Annotated in this window: 12 protein-coding genes and 2 tRNA genes; 4 read left to right on the forward strand and 10 right to left on the reverse strand. The window is 65.7% G+C overall.

Going from position 1 to position 17,234, the window contains the following annotated elements:
- Window positions 1-26: 26 nt before the first annotated feature.
- The 7 genes from ABRP34_RS05255 to ilvD all read right to left on the reverse strand — a co-directional run bounded on the left by ABRP34_RS05255 (window position 27) and on the right by ilvD (window position 11,152).
- The gene (locus ABRP34_RS05255; protein WP_003801485.1) at window positions 27-782 is read right to left on the reverse strand and encodes an ATP-binding cassette domain-containing protein; all 756 of its coding nucleotides are present in this window, start codon (window positions 780-782) and stop codon (window positions 27-29) included.
- The gene (locus ABRP34_RS05260) at window positions 779-3,574 is read right to left on the reverse strand and encodes an FtsX-like permease family protein (protein ID WP_353712493.1); all 2,796 of its coding nucleotides are present in this window, start codon (window positions 3,572-3,574) and stop codon (window positions 779-781) included. The genes ABRP34_RS05255 and ABRP34_RS05260 overlap by 4 nt, the downstream gene beginning before the upstream one ends.
- Before the next feature lie 230 nt (window positions 3,575-3,804).
- Window positions 3,805-5,394, reverse strand: coding sequence for a phosphoglycerate dehydrogenase (serA, locus tag ABRP34_RS05265; protein WP_003801490.1), 1,590 nt, complete (start codon window positions 5,392-5,394; stop codon window positions 3,805-3,807).
- 117 nt (window positions 5,395-5,511) lie between these two features.
- Window positions 5,512-6,537, reverse strand: a complete 1,026-nt coding sequence (gene ilvC, locus ABRP34_RS05270) for a ketol-acid reductoisomerase (RefSeq protein ID WP_003801492.1) — start codon at window positions 6,535-6,537, stop codon at window positions 5,512-5,514.
- Between the two features lie 74 nt (window positions 6,538-6,611).
- Window positions 6,612-7,124, reverse strand: coding sequence for an acetolactate synthase small subunit (ilvN, locus tag ABRP34_RS05275; protein WP_003801493.1), 513 nt, complete (start codon window positions 7,122-7,124; stop codon window positions 6,612-6,614).
- Between the two features lie 2 nt (window positions 7,125-7,126).
- The gene (locus ABRP34_RS05280) at window positions 7,127-9,028 is read right to left on the reverse strand and encodes an acetolactate synthase large subunit (RefSeq protein WP_003801495.1); all 1,902 of its coding nucleotides are present in this window, start codon (window positions 9,026-9,028) and stop codon (window positions 7,127-7,129) included.
- Between the two features lie 402 nt (window positions 9,029-9,430).
- On the reverse strand, window positions 9,431-11,152 hold the full coding sequence (ilvD, locus tag ABRP34_RS05285) for a dihydroxy-acid dehydratase (protein WP_003801498.1): 1,722 nt from the start codon (window positions 11,150-11,152) through the stop codon (window positions 9,431-9,433).
- A 225-nt stretch (window positions 11,153-11,377) separates the two neighbouring features.
- On the opposite strand from ilvD, the gene ABRP34_RS05290 reads away from it, so the two are divergent.
- The 4 genes from ABRP34_RS05290 (at window position 11,378) to ABRP34_RS05305 (ending at window position 14,059) form a co-directional block, all read left to right on the forward strand.
- Entirely contained in the window at window positions 11,378-12,385 is a 1,008-nt protein-coding gene (locus ABRP34_RS05290; RefSeq protein WP_353712494.1) for a hypothetical protein, read from the forward strand.
- A gap of 40 nt (window positions 12,386-12,425) precedes the next feature.
- Complete coding sequence (locus tag ABRP34_RS05295; protein WP_353712495.1) at window positions 12,426-13,619, forward strand: PQQ-dependent sugar dehydrogenase; 1,194 nt, start codon at window positions 12,426-12,428, stop codon at window positions 13,617-13,619.
- Window positions 13,620-13,735: 116 nt separating this feature from the next.
- Window positions 13,736-13,811, forward strand: a tRNA-Lys gene (locus ABRP34_RS05300).
- 172 nt (window positions 13,812-13,983) lie between these two features.
- Window positions 13,984-14,059: transfer RNA gene (locus ABRP34_RS05305), tRNA-Lys, on the forward strand.
- A gap of 85 nt (window positions 14,060-14,144) precedes the next feature.
- Here ABRP34_RS05305 and ABRP34_RS05310 read toward each other — a convergent pair.
- The 3 genes from ABRP34_RS05310 to ABRP34_RS05320 are packed head-to-tail and all read right to left on the reverse strand — an operon-like array spanning window position 14,145 to window position 17,192.
- Window positions 14,145-15,179: a Gfo/Idh/MocA family oxidoreductase gene (locus ABRP34_RS05310; RefSeq protein WP_353712496.1), complete on the reverse strand. Its 1,035-nt coding sequence runs from the start codon at window positions 15,177-15,179 to the stop codon at window positions 14,145-14,147.
- Window positions 15,180-15,201: 22 nt separating this feature from the next.
- Entirely contained in the window at window positions 15,202-16,128 is a 927-nt protein-coding gene (locus tag ABRP34_RS05315; protein ID WP_353712497.1) for an ATP-binding cassette domain-containing protein, read from the reverse strand.
- A gap of 14 nt (window positions 16,129-16,142) precedes the next feature.
- Window positions 16,143-17,192 (reverse strand): ABC transporter permease, encoded by a 1,050-nt coding sequence (locus tag ABRP34_RS05320; protein ID WP_353712498.1) that lies wholly within the window; start codon window positions 17,190-17,192, stop codon window positions 16,143-16,145.
- Window positions 17,193-17,234: the final 42 nt, after the last annotated feature.

Here is a 17,234-nt window from a genome sequence, read left to right on the forward strand (position 1 = left end):
CGTTACCTTTATGCGGAGGGATGGATCTAGATCAGTTCGGTCAGCGTATCGCTCAGCCGGACCAGTTCGTGGTCATGTGACGCCACGAGGACTGCAATGCCGTCGGACGTTGTGTCCTTGAGGATGCTGATGATGCGGTTGGCGGAGGCGCGGTCCAGGCTCGCGGTGGGCTCGTCCACCACCAGGACACGGGTGCCCAGGATCAGGGCGCGGGCGATGGCGACGCGCTGGCGCTCACCGCCGGAGAGCTGCTCGGGACGGTGCCGCATGCGGCGTCCGAGGCCTACGAGGTCCAGCAGGTCCTTGGCCATCTCGCGCCGCTGCTCCACCTCGCCGTCCGGGACCGCCGGGAGGAGGACGTTCTCGAGCGCGCTCATGCCGTCGATCAGTGCGCCGCCCTGGTCCACGTAGCCGATCAGTGCCCGGCGGCGGTCGGCGATCTCGTCGTCGCTCATGGTTTCAAGGGAATCACCCTCCCACAGCACCCGGCCCGACGTCGGCAGGGTCAGGCCCGCTCCGACGGTCAGGATGCTGGTCTTGCCGGAGCCGCTTCGGCCGGCAACACAGTGCATCTCGCCAGCGCTCAGGGTGAGGTCAAAGCCGTCCACGACGCTCACGGCGTCGGACCCGTTCTTGCCTCCGCCGTAGCGGATGGTGATGTTGCTCAGCTCCAGCGGGGTGGCGTGATCCGCTTCCTTGACAATGGTGTTGGCCCGGGTCTGGACCGGGGCTTCAGCCTCGTTGTTCCCGCGCACGCGGCGAAGGTTCAGGTCGTTACTCATTTGACCACTTTCGTTGCAATCGGAATCCAGCAGAGAACAGCCACGAGCCCGGCCACGGCGGCCCACAGCGCGGCGTAGGGGGCAAGAACAAGGCCGATGCCCAGGGCGCCGAGGATGCCCAGCGGCACGGCAACCGCACCCACCAGGGCGTTTTCGAAGAATCGGACCTGGCCCAGCATGTCGGGGTTCCAGCCCATGGCCTGCAGCGTGCCGAGGTACCGGCGCTTGGCCTTGAGCTCAAAGCGCCCGGTTACCAGGGTGAGCAGAAGCCCCACAGCCACGCCGGACAGGCCAAGGACGATGCTCGGCAGGGCCACGCTGGCGGCCGCAAGGCCGCTGAGGGCGCTGGCGCCGGCGGCACGCGGGATGTCGATCAGCAGTGCGATCAGGCCGCCGACTGCCGAGCCGAACACGCCAACCGCAACGGCCAGCGAGATGGCGTTGAAGCGGTGCGTACTCAGCTGCCGGTTCGCGAAGGTCAGCGGCGAGTCGACGGCGATGAGCTTTTCGTCGTGCTGCGGCTCCTGGTCGACCACCTCGCGGTGCCGCAGCTGCTGCGCGGCGAAGAAGGCCGCACCCAGGTACAGGGCCAGTACGGACGCCGAGACGATGGCGGTGGCAACGTTCCAGCTCAGGAGGCTGAGCACTATACCGGCCACGGCCAGCAGCCCGGCGCCGACGGCGAACTCCTCCAGCACCCAGGAGCGGATGCGGCGCTGGGTCCAGCCCATGGCGCGCAGTGTTCCGGCTTCGCTGCGGCGCAGCCGCACGTAGCTGACAGTCGAGGCGCCGGTCAGCAGCGCGGCACCGCAGAGTGTGAGGAACAGCAGCGTCAGGTTCGTCGCCGTCAGCGAGCCGGCGACAGCGTCGGCGGCGTTCTGCCTGACCCACGACTGCTGGACGGTTCCCAGCGCGGATTCCTTGCCGGCGTCGTCCTTGGAGTAGCCGGGAACGAAGATGTTGGCGTCCTCGCGGGCGGAACCGGCCACAACGGTGGCTTCGAGCCCCATGTCCCGGATCTCGGCTGCGAGTTTGTCCACCTCAGGCTGGACCTGCTTCCAGCTGCCGGCGGCGCTGGCGCGGACGCGCACTGCGTCGATGACGGAGGCGTTCTTCTCGTAGCCGCGGGCAGCAGCCAGGCCGTAGTAGTCGGTGATGGCGCCGGCCGACTGGCTGACGAGTCCGGTGGCGCTCAGGGAAGGCTTGAGTGCGGTGTCGGCAACGTCCTTGCCCTGCGCGTCCTTAATCAGCGTCATGGGCGTGGGATCGTAGCCGCCGAGCGGAAGCCGGTTGACGTCACCGGCCGCTTCCTGGACGGCGGCGGGATCGAAGGTGCCGTAGACCATGGCGAGCGGAGTGGCCAGCTTCTTGCCCGTTTCGAGGTTCTCCCGGTAGGCGCGCTCGTCCACGGGGTTGCGCTGGGTCTGGTCCACGGCCTCGCCGTTGGCGCTCTTCTCCGGCAGGCGGTTCACGGTGACCCACTCGCCGGCGGTGGCGGTTTTGTCCTCGGCACCGTTGCCGGCGGTGGAGCCGTCCGAGTATTTGGGGGCGGAGGCGAAGTTGGTGCTCCAGGTTGCGGGGCTGTACAGGCCGCGGCTGAAGTTCGCCGAGTTGCCGAGCAGCTTGGAGTAGTCCGTGGACCCGGGCCAGGACAGCGCAAAGGGCGACTTGGAGACGAACGGCAGGTAGTCCTTGTCCAGGGAGCGCTCAGCGGTGCCGACTTCCTTGACCACGTTTCCGGAGTCGTCGATCTCCTCGATTTTCACGGAGTACTTCAGGTCAAGCGACGTACCGGAGCGGACGATCAGCGGGATGGCCTGGGAGTCCTCGGTGAGCTGCCCGTTGCGCTTGGCCTGCTGGTACTGGGTCATGATGGGCGCCCAGTACTTGAGCTTCACGCCGAGGAAGTCAGGGCCCTCTTCGAGTTCCTGCATGCCGATGCCGGTGGTGAAGAGGCTCTCCAGATGCTGGCCGACGGCCTCGGCGCTGCGGGCGTCGGCCGGCGGTGCCTTTTCCAGTGGCGCCAGGAAGTCGCCGGCGGTGCCCAGCAGGGCACGCTCGGAGACGGGGTCCACGGCGACCACGGACTCCGTGACCTCCGGAGCCATGGGCAGGGCAACAGTGAGGTTGAACAGGTTGTGCTCGGACCCTCCGGCCGGGGCCGGGAACTTGATCCCGGTCTCGCCTTCGGGACCGGCGATCTGGATGCTGTTGCCGCCCTCGACCTGCTGCTCCACGAGCTTGCCCTTGCCGAGGCTGCCCTCGGCAGTGGACTTGAAGAGGGTGTGCTGCGAAGACCCGTCGGAGCTTGTGGCGCTGGCCGTCAGCCGGTACTTCTTGGGGGTGTCGCTGAGTACGGACTGCGCTTCCGGCCATTTGCTGGGGTCGGTGCCGCCGGGCTGACCGGCGGTGGCGGTGCCGACGAGGCCGGCGTTGAAGCCCAGGTAGTCCATGGCCTCCAGGCGCGGCGTCTCAAGGTTCTGCGTCACGCGCGAGACCAGGCTGATGGGCGCGGCCACAGAGGTGCCGGACAGATCCCGGATCTTCTGCAGCTGGTCGAAGCTGACGCCGCCCTGCCCGGTGGCAATCTCGGGCTGCATGAGCGAACCGTCCGATCCCGCCTTGGCCTGGACCAGGATGTCGTAGAGCCCGCGCGAGTTCTGGTCCACGGTCCGGTTCAGCGCTGCCTGCGACTGGGTCTGGACGAGGACGGACAGGCACATGGCGAAGATCAGAATTGCAGCGGTCAGCAGCAGCACTTTGCTTCTGATGAACCTCTGGACGGCGTTCATTGGGCTCCCTGAAACCTGGATTGCGTGCGCACGCCACGATGACCGCAGAATGTGGAGGTGTCCCTTGCGGGCGTGCAAAAAGTAATGGCCGGCCTGCCGGCTGGATCCGTAAATTCGAACCTAGCTATTGTACGCAGACCGGCCAATCATACTTGGCCGGGGTGAACTCCAGGGGACAAGGAGTTCACCCCGCGTTGGGACCTGGCCGTTGCCGGCCGGTGTTCGTCGGACTAGTCCTCGAGGTCCACTTCGCGCACCATCTCGGCACCGATGCCGGCCTTGATGGCCTCCAGTACCTGCTGCGGGACGGAGCTGTCGATGGTGAGCAGCGCCAGGACCTGGCCGCCCTCCGCGTTCCGCGCCACCTGCATGCCGCCGATGTTGATGTTGTTCATGCCCAGGATGTGGCCGATGGTGCCGATGACTCCGGGACGGTCAGCGTAGGACACCACAACCAGGTGCTCGCTGATGGGGATCTCGACGTCGTAGCCGTTCACGCCGACGAGCTTCTGCACCTGCTTGGGACCGGTCAGGGTGCCGGCCACGGAGATCTGCGAGCCGTCGCTCAGGGCGCCGCGCAGCGTCAGCACGTTGCGGTAGTCCTCGGCCTCGGGGCTGGTGATGAGGCGGACGTTGATGCCGCGCTGCTCGGCGATCACGGGGGCGTTGACGTAGGACACCTGCTCGGTGACGACGTCGGCGAAGATCCCCTTGAGGGCGGCGAGCTCCAGGACCTTGACGTCAAGTGCGGCGATTTCGCCGGCAACCTCAACGTCGATCTGGGTGACGGAGGCGTGGGTCAGCGCCGTGAAGATGCGGCCCAGCTTCTCGATCAGCGGGATGCCCGGGCGGACGTCGGGGGCAATCACGCCGCCGGCGACGTTCACGGCGTCCGGAACCAGTTCCCCGGCAAGGGCGAGGCGTACGGACTTCGCGACGGAGACACCGGCCTTTTCCTGTGCCTCGTCGGTCGACGCGCCCAGGTGCGGGGTCACCACAACGTTGTCCAGCTTGAAGAACGGCAGGTCGGTGCTGGGCTCCTGGACGAAGACGTCCACGGCGGCACCGGCGATCTGGCGGTCCTGGAGTGCGGTGTAGAGGGCTTCCTCGTCCACGAGGCCGCCACGGGCCACGTTGATCACGTAGGCCGTGCTCTTCATTTTCCTGAAGGCGTCGGCGCCGAGCATGCCGACGGTTTCCGGCGTCTTGGGCATGTGGATGGTGATGAAGTCGGACTGCGCGAGCAGTTCGTCGAGGGTGACCAGCTTCACACCGAGCTGGGCGGCGCGGGCGGACGTGATGTAGGGGTCGAAGGCGAGGATCTCGGTGTCGAAGCCCTGCAGGCGGGCGGCCACCAGGGCTCCGATGCGGCCCAGGCCGATGATGCCGATCTTCTTCTCGAAGAGTTCAATGCCGGTGTACTTGGAGCGCTTCCACTCGCCGTCCTTCAGGGCGGCGCTGGCCTGCGGGATGTGGCGGGCCAGGCTCAGGATGTGGCCCACAGTCAGTTCCGCGGCGGAAACGATGTTCGACGTCGGGGCGTTGACCACCATGACACCGGCCTGGGTGGCGGCCTTGATGTCGACGTTGTCCAGGCCGACGCCGGCCCGCGCGATGACCTTCAGGTTCTTCGCAGCGGCAATGGCCTCGGCGTCCACCTTGGTGGCGGAGCGGACCAGGATGGCGTCAACGTCCTCGATGGCAGAGAGCAGCTGGGAACGATCGGCGCCGTCGGTCTGGCGGATTTCAAAGTCCGGGCCAAGGGCCTCGATGGTGGCGGGCGAAAGCTCTTCGGCAAGCAATACTACGGGTTTTGACACAGCTGATCCTCTGCGTTGAAGTCCTGGGGGTAAATAAAGTCTAGGCGTACGGAAAGGCCGGGCTCACATTGTTAAGTGTGAACCCGGCCTCACTCTCGCGTGGTAGAGGGCGCAGCCTTAGCGGGCTGCCGAGCCTTCTACGTAGTCCTGGTCCTGCTGCTGCCAGGAGAACAGGGAACGCAGCTCGCGGCCCACGCCCTCGATCGGGTGGGACTCTGCCTTGGCGCGCAGCTCCTTGAACTCGACGCCGCCGTTGTCCTGGTCTTCGATGAAGCGCTTGGCGAAGGCACCGGACTGGACGTCGGCGAGGACGGCCTTCATGTTTTCCTTCACCTCGGGGGTGATGACGCGCGGGCCGGAGACGTAGTCGCCGTACTCTGCGGTGTCAGAAACGCTCCAGCGCTGCTTGGCGATGCCGCCTTCCCACATGAGGTCGACGATGAGCTTGAGCTCGTGCAGCACCTCGAAGTAGGCGATCTGCGGCTGGTAGCCGGCTTCGGTCAGGGTCTCGAAGCCGTACTGGATCAGCTGGGACACGCCGCCGCACAGGACAGCCTGCTCGCCGAAGAGGTCGGTTTCGGTCTCTTCAGTGAAGGTGGTCTTGATGACACCGGCGCGGGTGCCGCCGATGGCCTTGGCGTAGGACTTGGCCAGTTCCCAAGCGGAACCGGAAGCGTCCTGCTCCACGGCGATGATGTCCGGGATGCCGCGGCCGGCTTCGAACTCGCGGCGAACCGTGTGGCCGGGAGCCTTCGGGGCGACCAGGATGACGTCAACGCCCTCCGGTGCCTCGATGTAGCCGAAGCGGATGTTGAAGCCGTGCGCGAAGGCGAGGGCCTTGCCCGGGGTCAGCTTGTCCTTGATGGAGTCGTTGAAGATCGAGCGCTGGTGCTGGTCCGGTGCCAGGATCATGATGACGTCGGCCCATTCGGCGGCGTCGGCAACGTTCTTGACCTGGAAGCCTGCATCCTCAGCCTTGGCGGTGGACTTGGAACCTTCCTTGAGGGCAATGACAACCTCGACGCCGGAATCGCGCAGGTTCAGCGCGTGGGCGTGGCCCTGGGAGCCGTAGCCGACAATGGCAACCTTGCGACCCTGGATGATCGACAGGTCTGCGTCGTCGTCGTAAAACATTTCAGTCACTTGCGTAACTCCTCTTGAGTGGATTTTTTGTAGATGTGTGTCTGTTGGTGCTGCGTTTGCAGGCGTTGCGCCGCCTAGGCGGAGCGCAGCGCCCGATCACTCATGGAGCGGGATCCCCGTCCAACGGCCAAGGTGCCGGACTGCACAATTTCGCGGATACCGAAGGGCTCCAGCACTGAAAGCAGTGCCGTGAGCTTTTCGGGATGGCCAGTTGCTTCAATGACCACCGAGTCTGTGGAGACGTCGACCACTGAAGCACGGAACAGGTCTGCAGCCTGGGTCACCTGCAGACGAGTTGCGGCATCCGCACGTACCTTGACCAGGATGTGGTCGCGCTGTACGGAAGATTCGGAGGTCAGTTCAACAATCTTGATCACGTTGACCAGCTTGTTCAACTGCTTGGTGACCTGTTCGATCAGGTCGCCGTCGGCGTCGACGACGACGGTCATCCGGGAGATGCCCGGAACTTCCGTCGGGCCGACGGCCAGGGAATTGATGTTGAAGGCGCGGCGGGCGAAAAGGCTGGCCACGCGGGTCAGCACACCGGGCTTGTCTTCGACCAGAACGGACAGTGTGTGGCGGCTCATGATCAGTCCTCCTCTTCCCATTCCGGGGTCATGTTGCGGGCAACCTGGATCTGGTCGTTGCTGACCCCGGCGGGCACCATCGGCCACACCATGGAGTCGGGGCTGACCACGAAGTCGATAACCACGGGGCGGTCATTGATTTCCAGCGCCTTCTGGATTGTTGCGTCGATGTCCTCGTCCCGCTCGCACCGGAAGGATGCGCAGCCGTAGGCCTCGCCGAGTTTGACGAAGTCCGGGATCCGGATGGTCTCGTGGCCGGTGTTCAGGTCGGTGTTGGAGTAGCGGCCCTCGTAGAAGAGGGTCTGCCACTGGCGCACCATGCCCAGCGAGGAGTTGTTGATCACAGCAACCTTGATGGGGATGTTGTTGATGGCGCAAGTGGCCAGCTCCTGGTTGGTCATCTGGAAGCAGCCGTCGCCGTCGATGGCCCAGACCACGCGGTCGGGCTCGCCCACCTTGGCGCCCATGGCCGCCGGAACGGCGTAGCCCATGGTGCCGGCACCGCCGGAGTTCAGCCAGGCATGCGGACGCTCGTACTTGATGAACTGCGCAGCCCACATCTGGTGCTGGCCCACACCGGCAACGTAGATGCCCTCGGGACCGGTCAGGGCGCCGATGCGCTCGATGACGCGCTGCGGCGCACTGAGGCCATCCTCGGGTTCGGTCCAGCCCAGCGGGTAGGTTTCCTTCAGGTTGTTCAGGAAAGCCCACCAGTTGGCCAGGTCCGGGGTTCCGGAGGTGCCGAACTGGGTCCGGACGGCTTCGGTCAGTTCCGGAATGATCTCCTTCACGGAGCCCACGATGGGAACATCGGCGGTGCGGTTCTTGGAGATTTCCGCGGGGTCGATGTCCGCGTGGATGACCTTGGCGTTGGGCGCGAAGGTCTTGAGTACGCCGGTGACGCGGTCGTCAAAGCGCGCGCCCAGGGTCACCAGCAGGTCCGCCTGCTGGAGCGCGGTCACGGCCGAGACCGTGCCGTGCATGCCGGGCATGCCCACGTGCTGCGGGTGCGAGTCCGGGAAGACGCCGCGGGCCATCAGGGTCGTCACCACGGGGGCGCCGGTGAGTTCGGCCAGCTCGCGGAGTTCGGCCGAGGCGTGGGCCTTGGAGACACCGCCGCCCACGTACAGCACGGGCTTGCTGGCGGCGGAGATCAGCTTGGCGGCCTCGCGGACCTGCTTGTTGTGGCCGCGGACCACGGGGCGGTAGCCCGGCAGGTCGATTTTGGGCGGCCAGGAGAACGTCATCTGCCCCTGCTGGGCGTCCTTGGCGACGTCCACAAGAACCGGGCCCGGACGTCCGGTGGAGGCGAGGTGGAAGGCCTCGGCCATGACGTGCGGAATGTCGTTGGGGTCCGTCACCAGGAACGAGTGCTTGGTGATGGGCATGGTGATGCCCACGATGTCGGCTTCCTGAAAGGCATCGGTGCCGATCACGCCGCTGGATACCTGGCCGGTGATGGCCACGAGCGGAACGGAATCCATGTGCGCATCCATGATGGCGGTGACGAGGTTGGTGGCACCCGGGCCCGAGGTGGCGATACAGACGCCCACCCGCCCGGTGACCATGGCGTAGCCTTGCGCGGCGTGGCCGGCTCCCTGTTCGTGACGGACCAGAACGTGGTTCATTTTGGAGGCCATCAAGGGGTCGTAGGTGGGCAGGATCGCGCCACCGGGCAAACCGAAAATGTCGTCGACGCCGAGTTCTTCGAGCGAACGGACAATTGCTTCTGAGCCGGTCATCACCGTCGGGGGTACGACGTTGTTCGGCCCAAGGACAGGAGAGGCGGCTGCAGCAGTGTCGACCCCGGCCTCGGCCGGCTTGTCGACGCGTTCCGGAGCCTTGGCGGCTCCAGCGGACTTTGAAGCCATCAGCGAGGGGCTGATGGGCGATCCTTTGCTCATCGAACTCTTCCTTAGTGGATCTTGAATTGGTGTGGTGCTAGGGAAAACTGAACGTTCCGTCCCGCCGGGAAAATAAAAAAACCCCTCAGCCTGATGGCTTTTCGAGGGGTTGCGCGTGACAGTTCGTTACCAGTCGGGCTATGGAGCCACGCGCTTGGTAAGTACGACGACGGTGCCGACGGTAACGAATGCGATCATGCGTTCAGTTTTCCCTCTAAGTGAGATACGTGTCAACGAAGCGACGTGCGATCTCACCATTTGGACATCATTGTCCAGTTTTTGGTCCTCTTCTACGGTCGGACCGACTGCCGCCATGCCCACTCTAGGCGGCAGGGCTTAATAAGGGTAGCGCCGAGGGTCCCGGACCGTATGGCGCTCTGCGCCATACGGTCCGGGACGGCGCTACCCGCAGTATGCGCCCGTGGAGGCGCTGTGCACCAGCTTGGCGTACTTGGCCAGGACGCCCTTGGTGAACTTGGCCGGCAGCGGTGTCCAGCCTTCCTTGCGGGCTTCGAGTTCTGCGTCGTCAACGAGCAGGTCGAACGTGCGTGCTGCGATGTCGACGCGGATCCGGTCGCCGTCCTTCACGAAGGCGATGGGGCCGCCGTCGACCGCTTCGGGGGCGACGTGGCCGATGCACAGGCCGGTGGTGCCGCCGGAGAAGCGGCCATCGGTGAGCAGCAGGACATCCTTGCCCAGGCCCGCACCCTTGATGGCGCCGGTGATGGCGAGCATCTCGCGCATGCCCGGGCCGCCCTTGGGGCCTTCGTAGCGGATCACCACGACGTCGCCCTTCTGGATCTCGCCGTTGTCCAGCGCGTCCAGGGCGCCCTGTTCACGCTCGAATACCCGGGCGCTGCCTTCGAAGACGTCCGCGTCGAAGCCGGCGCTCTTCACCACCGCACCCTCGGGGGCGAGCGAGCCGTGCAGGATGGTGATGCCGCCGGTCTTGTGGATCGGGTTGTCCAGCGCGCGGAGGATCTTGCCGTCCAGGTCCGGCGGGTTGATGGACTCGAGGTTCTCGGCAAGCGTCTTGCCGGTGACGGTGAGGCAGTCACCGTGCAGCAGGCCGGCGTCGAGCAGTGCCTTCATGATGACCGGCACGCCGCCGATCTTGTCGACGTCCGTCATGACGTACCGGCCGAACGGCTTCAGGTCGCCGAGGTGCGGAATCTTGTCGCCGATGCGGTTGAAGTCGTCCAGGCTCAGTTCGACCTCTGCTTCGCGGGCGATTGCCAGCAGGTGCAGGACGGCGTTGGTGGATCCGCCGAAGGCCATGGTGACGGCGATGGCGTTTTCGAACGCCTTCTTGGTCATGATGTCCCGGGCGGTGATGCCCTTGCGGAGCAGGTTCACTACTGCCTCGCCGGACTTGCGGGCGAATTCGTCGCGGCGGCGGTCTGCCGAGGGCGGGGCGGCGGAGCCGGGGAGGGACATGCCCAGGGCCTCACCGATGCATGCCATGGTGTTGGCGGTGTACATGCCGCCGCAGGCGCCTTCGCCGGGACAGATGGCCTTCTCGATGCGGGTGAGGTCTTCCATGCTCATCTTGCCGGCAGCGCACGCACCAACGGCTTCGAAGGCGTCGATCAGGGTGACTTCCTTTTCGGAGCCGTCCTCAAGTTTGACCCAGCCCGGCATGATCGAGCCGGCGTACAGGAACACGCTGGCGAGGTCCAGGCGCGCAGCGGCCATGAGCATGCCCGGAAGTGACTTGTCGCAGCCGGCCAGCAGCACGGAGCCGTCGATGCGCTCTGCCTGCATGACGGTTTCCACGGAGTCGGCGATGACTTCGCGGGAGACCAGGGAGAAGTGCATGCCCTCGTGGCCCATGGAGATGCCGTCGGAAACGGAGATGGTGCCGAACTGCATCGGGAACCCGCCGCCGGCGTGGACGCCTTCCTTGGCTCCCTGGGCCAGCCGGTTCAGGGACAGGTTGCAGGGAGTGATTTCGTTCCAGGAGCTCGCGACGCCGATCTGGGGCTTGGCGAAGTCGTCATCGCCCATGCCCACGGCCCGGAACATTCCACGTGCCGGAGCTGCGTGAATGCCGTCGGTGACAATCCGGCTCCGGGGCTTGATGTCAGGCTTGTTTTCGGTTGCGATCTGGGTGTCCTCACTCATGGGTCAAAGTCTATGACTCCTGAAAGGCCGCCAACGACCGGAAGTGGCCGGTTTGGCCCAATTTCCAGAAAATTTCGATCAAATAGTGGACTCACGTCTCACATTCTGGGACAGAGGCCCTGCCTGCCCTCGGTCCTGCTGGCGCTGACAAGCCTAGACAGCCCTATTGACAGCGACGTACCGTCAAGCAACGGCAACCTCGTGTGACGGATGAAAGGCTTTGCTATGGAGTGGATTATCTGGGTCATTGTCATTGTTTTGATCATCGCCGTCGTCTGGTGGCTGCTGAACCGGAACTCACGGGGAACGGCAGCCGGCGCGGCCCGGTCCGAACAGGTGACGTCCCCGTCCGGAGCCACTACCGCACCATCAGCTGCACGGGAAGAGTCGACGTCGGCCGCTTCTGCCGCCGCAGCGGCAGTGGGGCCTCCGTCAGACACCACCCGGACCGTACCCGAAACAGGCCGCCTGGCCGGACCGGACACCGAACCAAACTTCGGGCCAGCGCCGGAAGCCGCTCCGCTGGCGTACCGGCCCGCCCCCGCAGCCGCGCGCCCGGAGCCCGAGGACGTGGAACCGGACATCGAATCCTGGGAGGCCTCCACTGCCCGCCCGTCCTCGGCTCGGCCCGCCGGAGGAGACGTTGACGACTGGGACGACGACGGCGACAGGGCCGAATGGGATGCCCAATGGTCGGATGCAGGCAGTGCCGAGACGGGCAGCTCCACGCAGCAGGCTGCAGCGCAGCCTGCCACCCCGATGCACCACCCCGAGTACACGGATCCGCACGCCCCCACCCTGCCGGGCGCGGAATCCGCCGCGGCCGAAGCCCTGGACGCGGAGGCTGAAACCCAGCAGCGGATCCAGTCCTCCGCTGCGACCGAAGCCGGAGCCAGCCACGATGCCCCGCCTCACCGCGAACCCCAGCCTCATCACCTGGAACAGGGATTCGGTGCGGAAAGGGGTTTCGGCGAACAGCCCATCCCCCACAAACAGGCCGCCGGCGAAGGCTCAGAAACGGCGGCGGACCAGCCCTACGGTGAGGGGTCTGCCTCGCCGGCCGCAGATGGCAGCGGCCCGGACGGATACGCCGTCAAAGGCGACGTCAGCGCCATGACCTATTACGACGAAGACAGCGCCGGCTACCAGGACGCCAGGGCGGAAGTCTGGTTCCTTTCCCCGGCGCACGCCGAGGCTGCCGGGTTCCGGGCTCCGCGCCGGTCCCGGCGTTAACGCCCACGCGGCGGCGGCTGACTGCGGCCGGAGGAAGCGCATGACACTCAACCACCCCCGAAGGCCCGCAGCGGCGGCCGCCGCCACGCCCCTGGCAGTGACCGCGCTGGCATTGTCTGTCCTCACGATGTCGCTGTCCGGCTGCACGGGCGACGGCGGTCAGCCCGTTCCTGGCACCGGCACGCCGGGGACAAGCACCCTGGGTACAGGCGCCCCGGGAACCAGTGCGCCCGCCGCCTCCGGCACGGCAACCCCGGCGGCGCCGCGGGCGCCGGAAGTGGGGAGCAGGATCGAGGGACTTCAGATTCCCTGGTCGACGGTGTTCCTGCCGGACGGCACAGCAGTTATTTCCGAACGCGATTCCGCCCTGCTCAAAGCCGTAACCGACGGCAAGGTCAGCACCATCGGGGCCGTTCCCGGCGTCGTTCCCGGCGGCGAGGGCGGGCTGCTGGGGCTGGCGTTGTCGCCCGGCTTTGCCTCGGACCACTATCTCTACGCCTACTTCACGTCGGCCGACGACAACCGGATTGCCCGCATGCGCCTGGAAGGTACCGGGGCAGCCGGCGGCGGGGGCCTCCGGCTGGGTGAGCCGGAGGTGATCTTCTCCGGCATGTCCAAGGCCTCCACGCACAACGGCGGCAGGATCCGCTTCGGTCCGGACGGGTTCCTATACGTCGGTACGGGCGACTCGCAGCGCCGGGAGCAGCCGCAGGACCGGAACGCGCTGGGCGGCAAGATACTGCGGCTCACCAAGGACGGCGCCCCCGCGCCCGGCAACCCGTTCCCGAACAACCCCGTCTACAGCCTTGGCCACCGGAACGTCCAGGGCCTGGCGTGGGACGGCCAGGGCCGGCTCTGGGCCAGCGAATTCGGACCCGACGTCAATGATGAACTCAACCTGATCCGGCCCGGCGGAAATTACGGGTGGCCCGAAGTCACCGGGGCACCCCACCGGGACGGCTTCATCGACGCCAAGGTCGTCTGGCCATCCACGGCAGACTCCTCGCCCAGCGGACTCGAATTTTCCGGCAACACGGCCTACCTCGGGGCGCTGAGGGGCCAGCGCATCTGGGCCGTCCCTCTCAGCGGCGAAAACGCCGGCACCCCTGTGGGCTATTTCACGCGGCAGTTCGGGCGGATCAGGAACGTTGCGCTGGCCCCGAACGGGGATCTATGGGCCCTCAGCAACAACCAAAACCCTGATTTTGCGCTGATTTTGCGGCTTCCACGCTGAGTGGCGCGCCCCGCCCACCTCGATTTCACACCGACCAAAACTTCGTGTAGAGTCTTATGTCGTTGCGGAGGTCAACGAGGGAAACAAAAAGCCCGCGGACGACCGAAACAGCAGATGCACCTCTAGCTCAATTGGCAGAGCAATTGACTCTTAATCAATGGGTTCCGGGTTCAAGTCCCGGGGGGTGCACCACTATCGAAGCCCCGCTTTCATGGCCACAAGCCTGAAGGCGGGGCTTTGTGGTTTCCCGGAAGTGGCTGCGCCGGGAGCGGTGTTGTCATAACCAAAACTTCGTGTAGAGTTTCATGTCGTTGCGGAGGTCAACGAGGGAAACAAAAGCCCGCGGATGACCGAAACAGCAAATGCACCTCTAGCTCAATTGGCAGAGCAATTGACTCTTAATCAATGGGTTCCGGGTTCAAGTCCCGGGGGGTGCACCACTACCGAAGCCCCGCCTTCAAGGTCACAAACCTGAAGGCGGGGCTTTGTCGTTCCTGAAACAGGCAACGGCACCTGGTTCCCGCGTCAGCCCGCGGTCTGGAGCGCGACCCGCACCGGCTCCCCGGACTGCAGCGACGCCTGGGCGGCGTCCGCCACCATGGACGCTGCGACGGCGTCCTCCGGCGTGCACGGGTTCTGCCGCTTCCCGAGCACCAGTTCGACGAAGGCCGCCATCTCTGCACGGTACGCCGTGTGGAACCTCTCGGCGAACGTCCTGTGCGGCGGCCCCGCCGGGAAACCCACTGCGGTTTCGGCCGAGATCATCGCCATCTGCTCATCCATCCCCACCATGACGGACCCGGCGGACCCCTGGAGTTCCAGCCGGACGTCGTGTCCTGCCCCGTTGTAGCGGGTGGCCGAGACGGTGCCTACGCTGCCGTCGTCGAACGTCACCACGGCCAGCGCCGTATCAACGTCTCCGACGGCGCCGATTGCGGGGTCACCGTTGTTGGAACCCTTGGCGAAGACCTCCACGATTTCCTTGCCGGTGAGCCAGCGGAGAATATCGAAGTCGTGGACGGAGCAGTCGCGGAAGAGGCCGCCGGACGTCGCGAGGAACTCCACCGGCGGCGGCGTCATGTCGCACGTCACCGCCCTGACCGTGTGAAGCCACCCCAGCTCCCCGGCTTCAAAGGCTCGCTTGGCCTCCAGGTAACCCGGGTCGAACCGGCGCTGGTGTCCGATCTGCACAGTGCCGCCTGTGGCGCGGATATGGTCGAGGACGGGCAGTGATTCCTCGACGTTCACGGCAACAGGCTTTTCGCAGAACACCGGGATCCCGGCGTCCACACCGGCCTTGATCAGGTCCGGATGCGTAGCCGTTCCGGTGGCGATGACCAGCCCGTCGATGCCGGACTCCAGCAGGGCTTCAACGGAGGGAAGGAACCCAGCGCCGATTCCGCCCGCCAGGGTCCGGGCGTGCTCCGCGGCAACGTCGGTCAGCTTAAGGTGCACCTGGGTGCCCTGCGGCCCCGTCAGCTCCTTCAGGCCGGTGATGTTGCGGGCGTGCATGGCGCCGATTCGGCCCACTCCCACGAGTCCAAGAGTTACTTCTTTCATGCCGCTCCCAGTCACGGCTCCCCTATTCCGGCGCCCGGCCGGCGTCGGCCGTGGAGTCGGTCACGTCGGCGACTTCGGCCTGGACTTCCTTGACGATGTCGCTGTGGCCGCCGAGCTGTTCGAGTTCGTGGGCGAGTTCGGCCAGTTCGGCACCGCCGGCCATCTGGGCGGTCAGTTCGTCGATGGTGATGTCCTTCTTCTCGTAGTAGCCGATCGACTTGCCGCGCTTGAGCAGCAGGAACCGGTCCCCGACCGGGAAGGCGTGGTGCGGGTTGTGGGTGATGAAAATGACCCCGAGCCCGCGGTCGCGGGCCTGCAGGATGTACCGGAGCACGACGCCGGACTGCTTGACGCCCAGCGCGGCGGTGGGTTCGTCCAGGATCAGCACCTTCGCGCCGAAGTACACGGCCCGGGCGATCGCGACGCACTGGCGTTCACCGCCGGAGAGCTGCCCGATGGGCTGTTCGACATCGCGCAGGTCGATGCCCATGTCCGCCAGTTCCTTCTTGGTGATGTCCTTCATCTGCTGCACGTCCATCCGGCGGAACGGCCCGGACCCGGTGGTCAGTTCGGAGCCGAGGAAGAAGTTCCGCCAGATCGGCATCAGCGACACCACGGCCAGGTCCTGGTACACGGCGGCGATGCCGGCGTCCAGCGCCTCACGCGGGGAGCTGAGCTTGCGTTCCTCGCCCATGATCTTGAAGGTGCCTTCGTCGTGCTGGTGCAGGCCGGCGATGATCTTGATCAGCGTGGACTTGCCCGCACCGTTGTCCCCGAGCACGCAGGTGACGCGGCCGTTGTCCACGGCCATGGTGACATCACGCAGGGCGATGACGTTCCCGTAGTGCTTGCCCACGTTCTCCAGCGAGAGCAGGTGCACCGGAGTGTGGGTCAGCGGGTCTTGTTCGTCTTTCAGCAGCGTCTGCTGGTCGATCTGGTGTGCATTCATTGGTCCAGGCCCCTTTACTTCAGTTCCGCGCGGCGCTTGACGATCAGGTTGACGATGGTGGCCAGCAGCAGCATCAGGCCCAGGAAGAATTTGAACCAGTCCGGGTTCCACTGCGCGTACACGATGCCCTTGTTGGCCATGCCGAAGATGAACGCGCCGATCGCCCCGCCCACGGCCGAACCGTACCCGCCGGTCAGCAGGCACCCGCCGATCACCGCGGCGATGATGTAGAGGAACTCGTTGCCCACGCCCTCACCGGACTGCACGGCGTCGAACGCGAAAAGGTTGTGCATGCCCAGGATCCAGCCGCAGAACCCCACGGCCATGAACAGCCCGATCTTGGTCCTGGTCACCGGCACACCCACCGCGCGGGCGGCGTTCGCATCGCCGCCGGCCGCGAAGATCCAGTTGCCCACCCGGGTGCGCAGCAGCACCCACGAGGCCACCGCCACCAGCGCGATCCAGATGAACACCGTGATTTTGACCTCCACCCCGCCCAGCGTCACCGAGGATGCGAAAATGGCCTGGGCCGAAGAGAAGCCGTCCATGTTGGAGATCGACGGCGAGGATACGGACCCGCCGATAAGCCGGGTGAGGCCCAGGTTCAGGCCGGTCAGCATCAGGAACGTGGCGAGGGTGACGATGAAGCTGGGCAGCTTGGTCTTGATCAGGATCCAGCCGTTAATGAAGCCGATGCCCAGCGAAACGACCAGGGCCAGGCCGACGCCGACCCACACATTGGTGCTGAAGTACCAGCTGAACAGGGACGCCGTCAGGGCAGAACTGATCACCGCGACGCCGGTGGACAGGTCAAACTCGCCGCCGATCATCAGCAGTGACACGCCCACCGCCATGATGCCGATGGTCGAGGAACCATACAGCACCGTGGCGAACGCATTCGGCTGGATGAAAGTCTGGGACACGGACGCGAAAAACACGAACAGCACGATCGCGCCGACAAGGGCGCCCACTTCGGGACGGCCAAGCAGCTTCTGCAGCGGATTGCGCCGGCCGACACGTTCGTCGGTCACCGCCGGCTTGGTAATGGTCGGGGTCATGGTCATTGGAATGCTCCTTGCTGCCCGGTCCGGCGTCTCCGCCGGACC

Origin of the sequence: Arthrobacter sp. K5 (genome assembly GCF_040448525.1) — a bacterium.
Taxonomy (GTDB): Bacteria; Actinomycetota; Actinomycetes; order Actinomycetales; family Micrococcaceae; genus Arthrobacter; species Arthrobacter globiformis.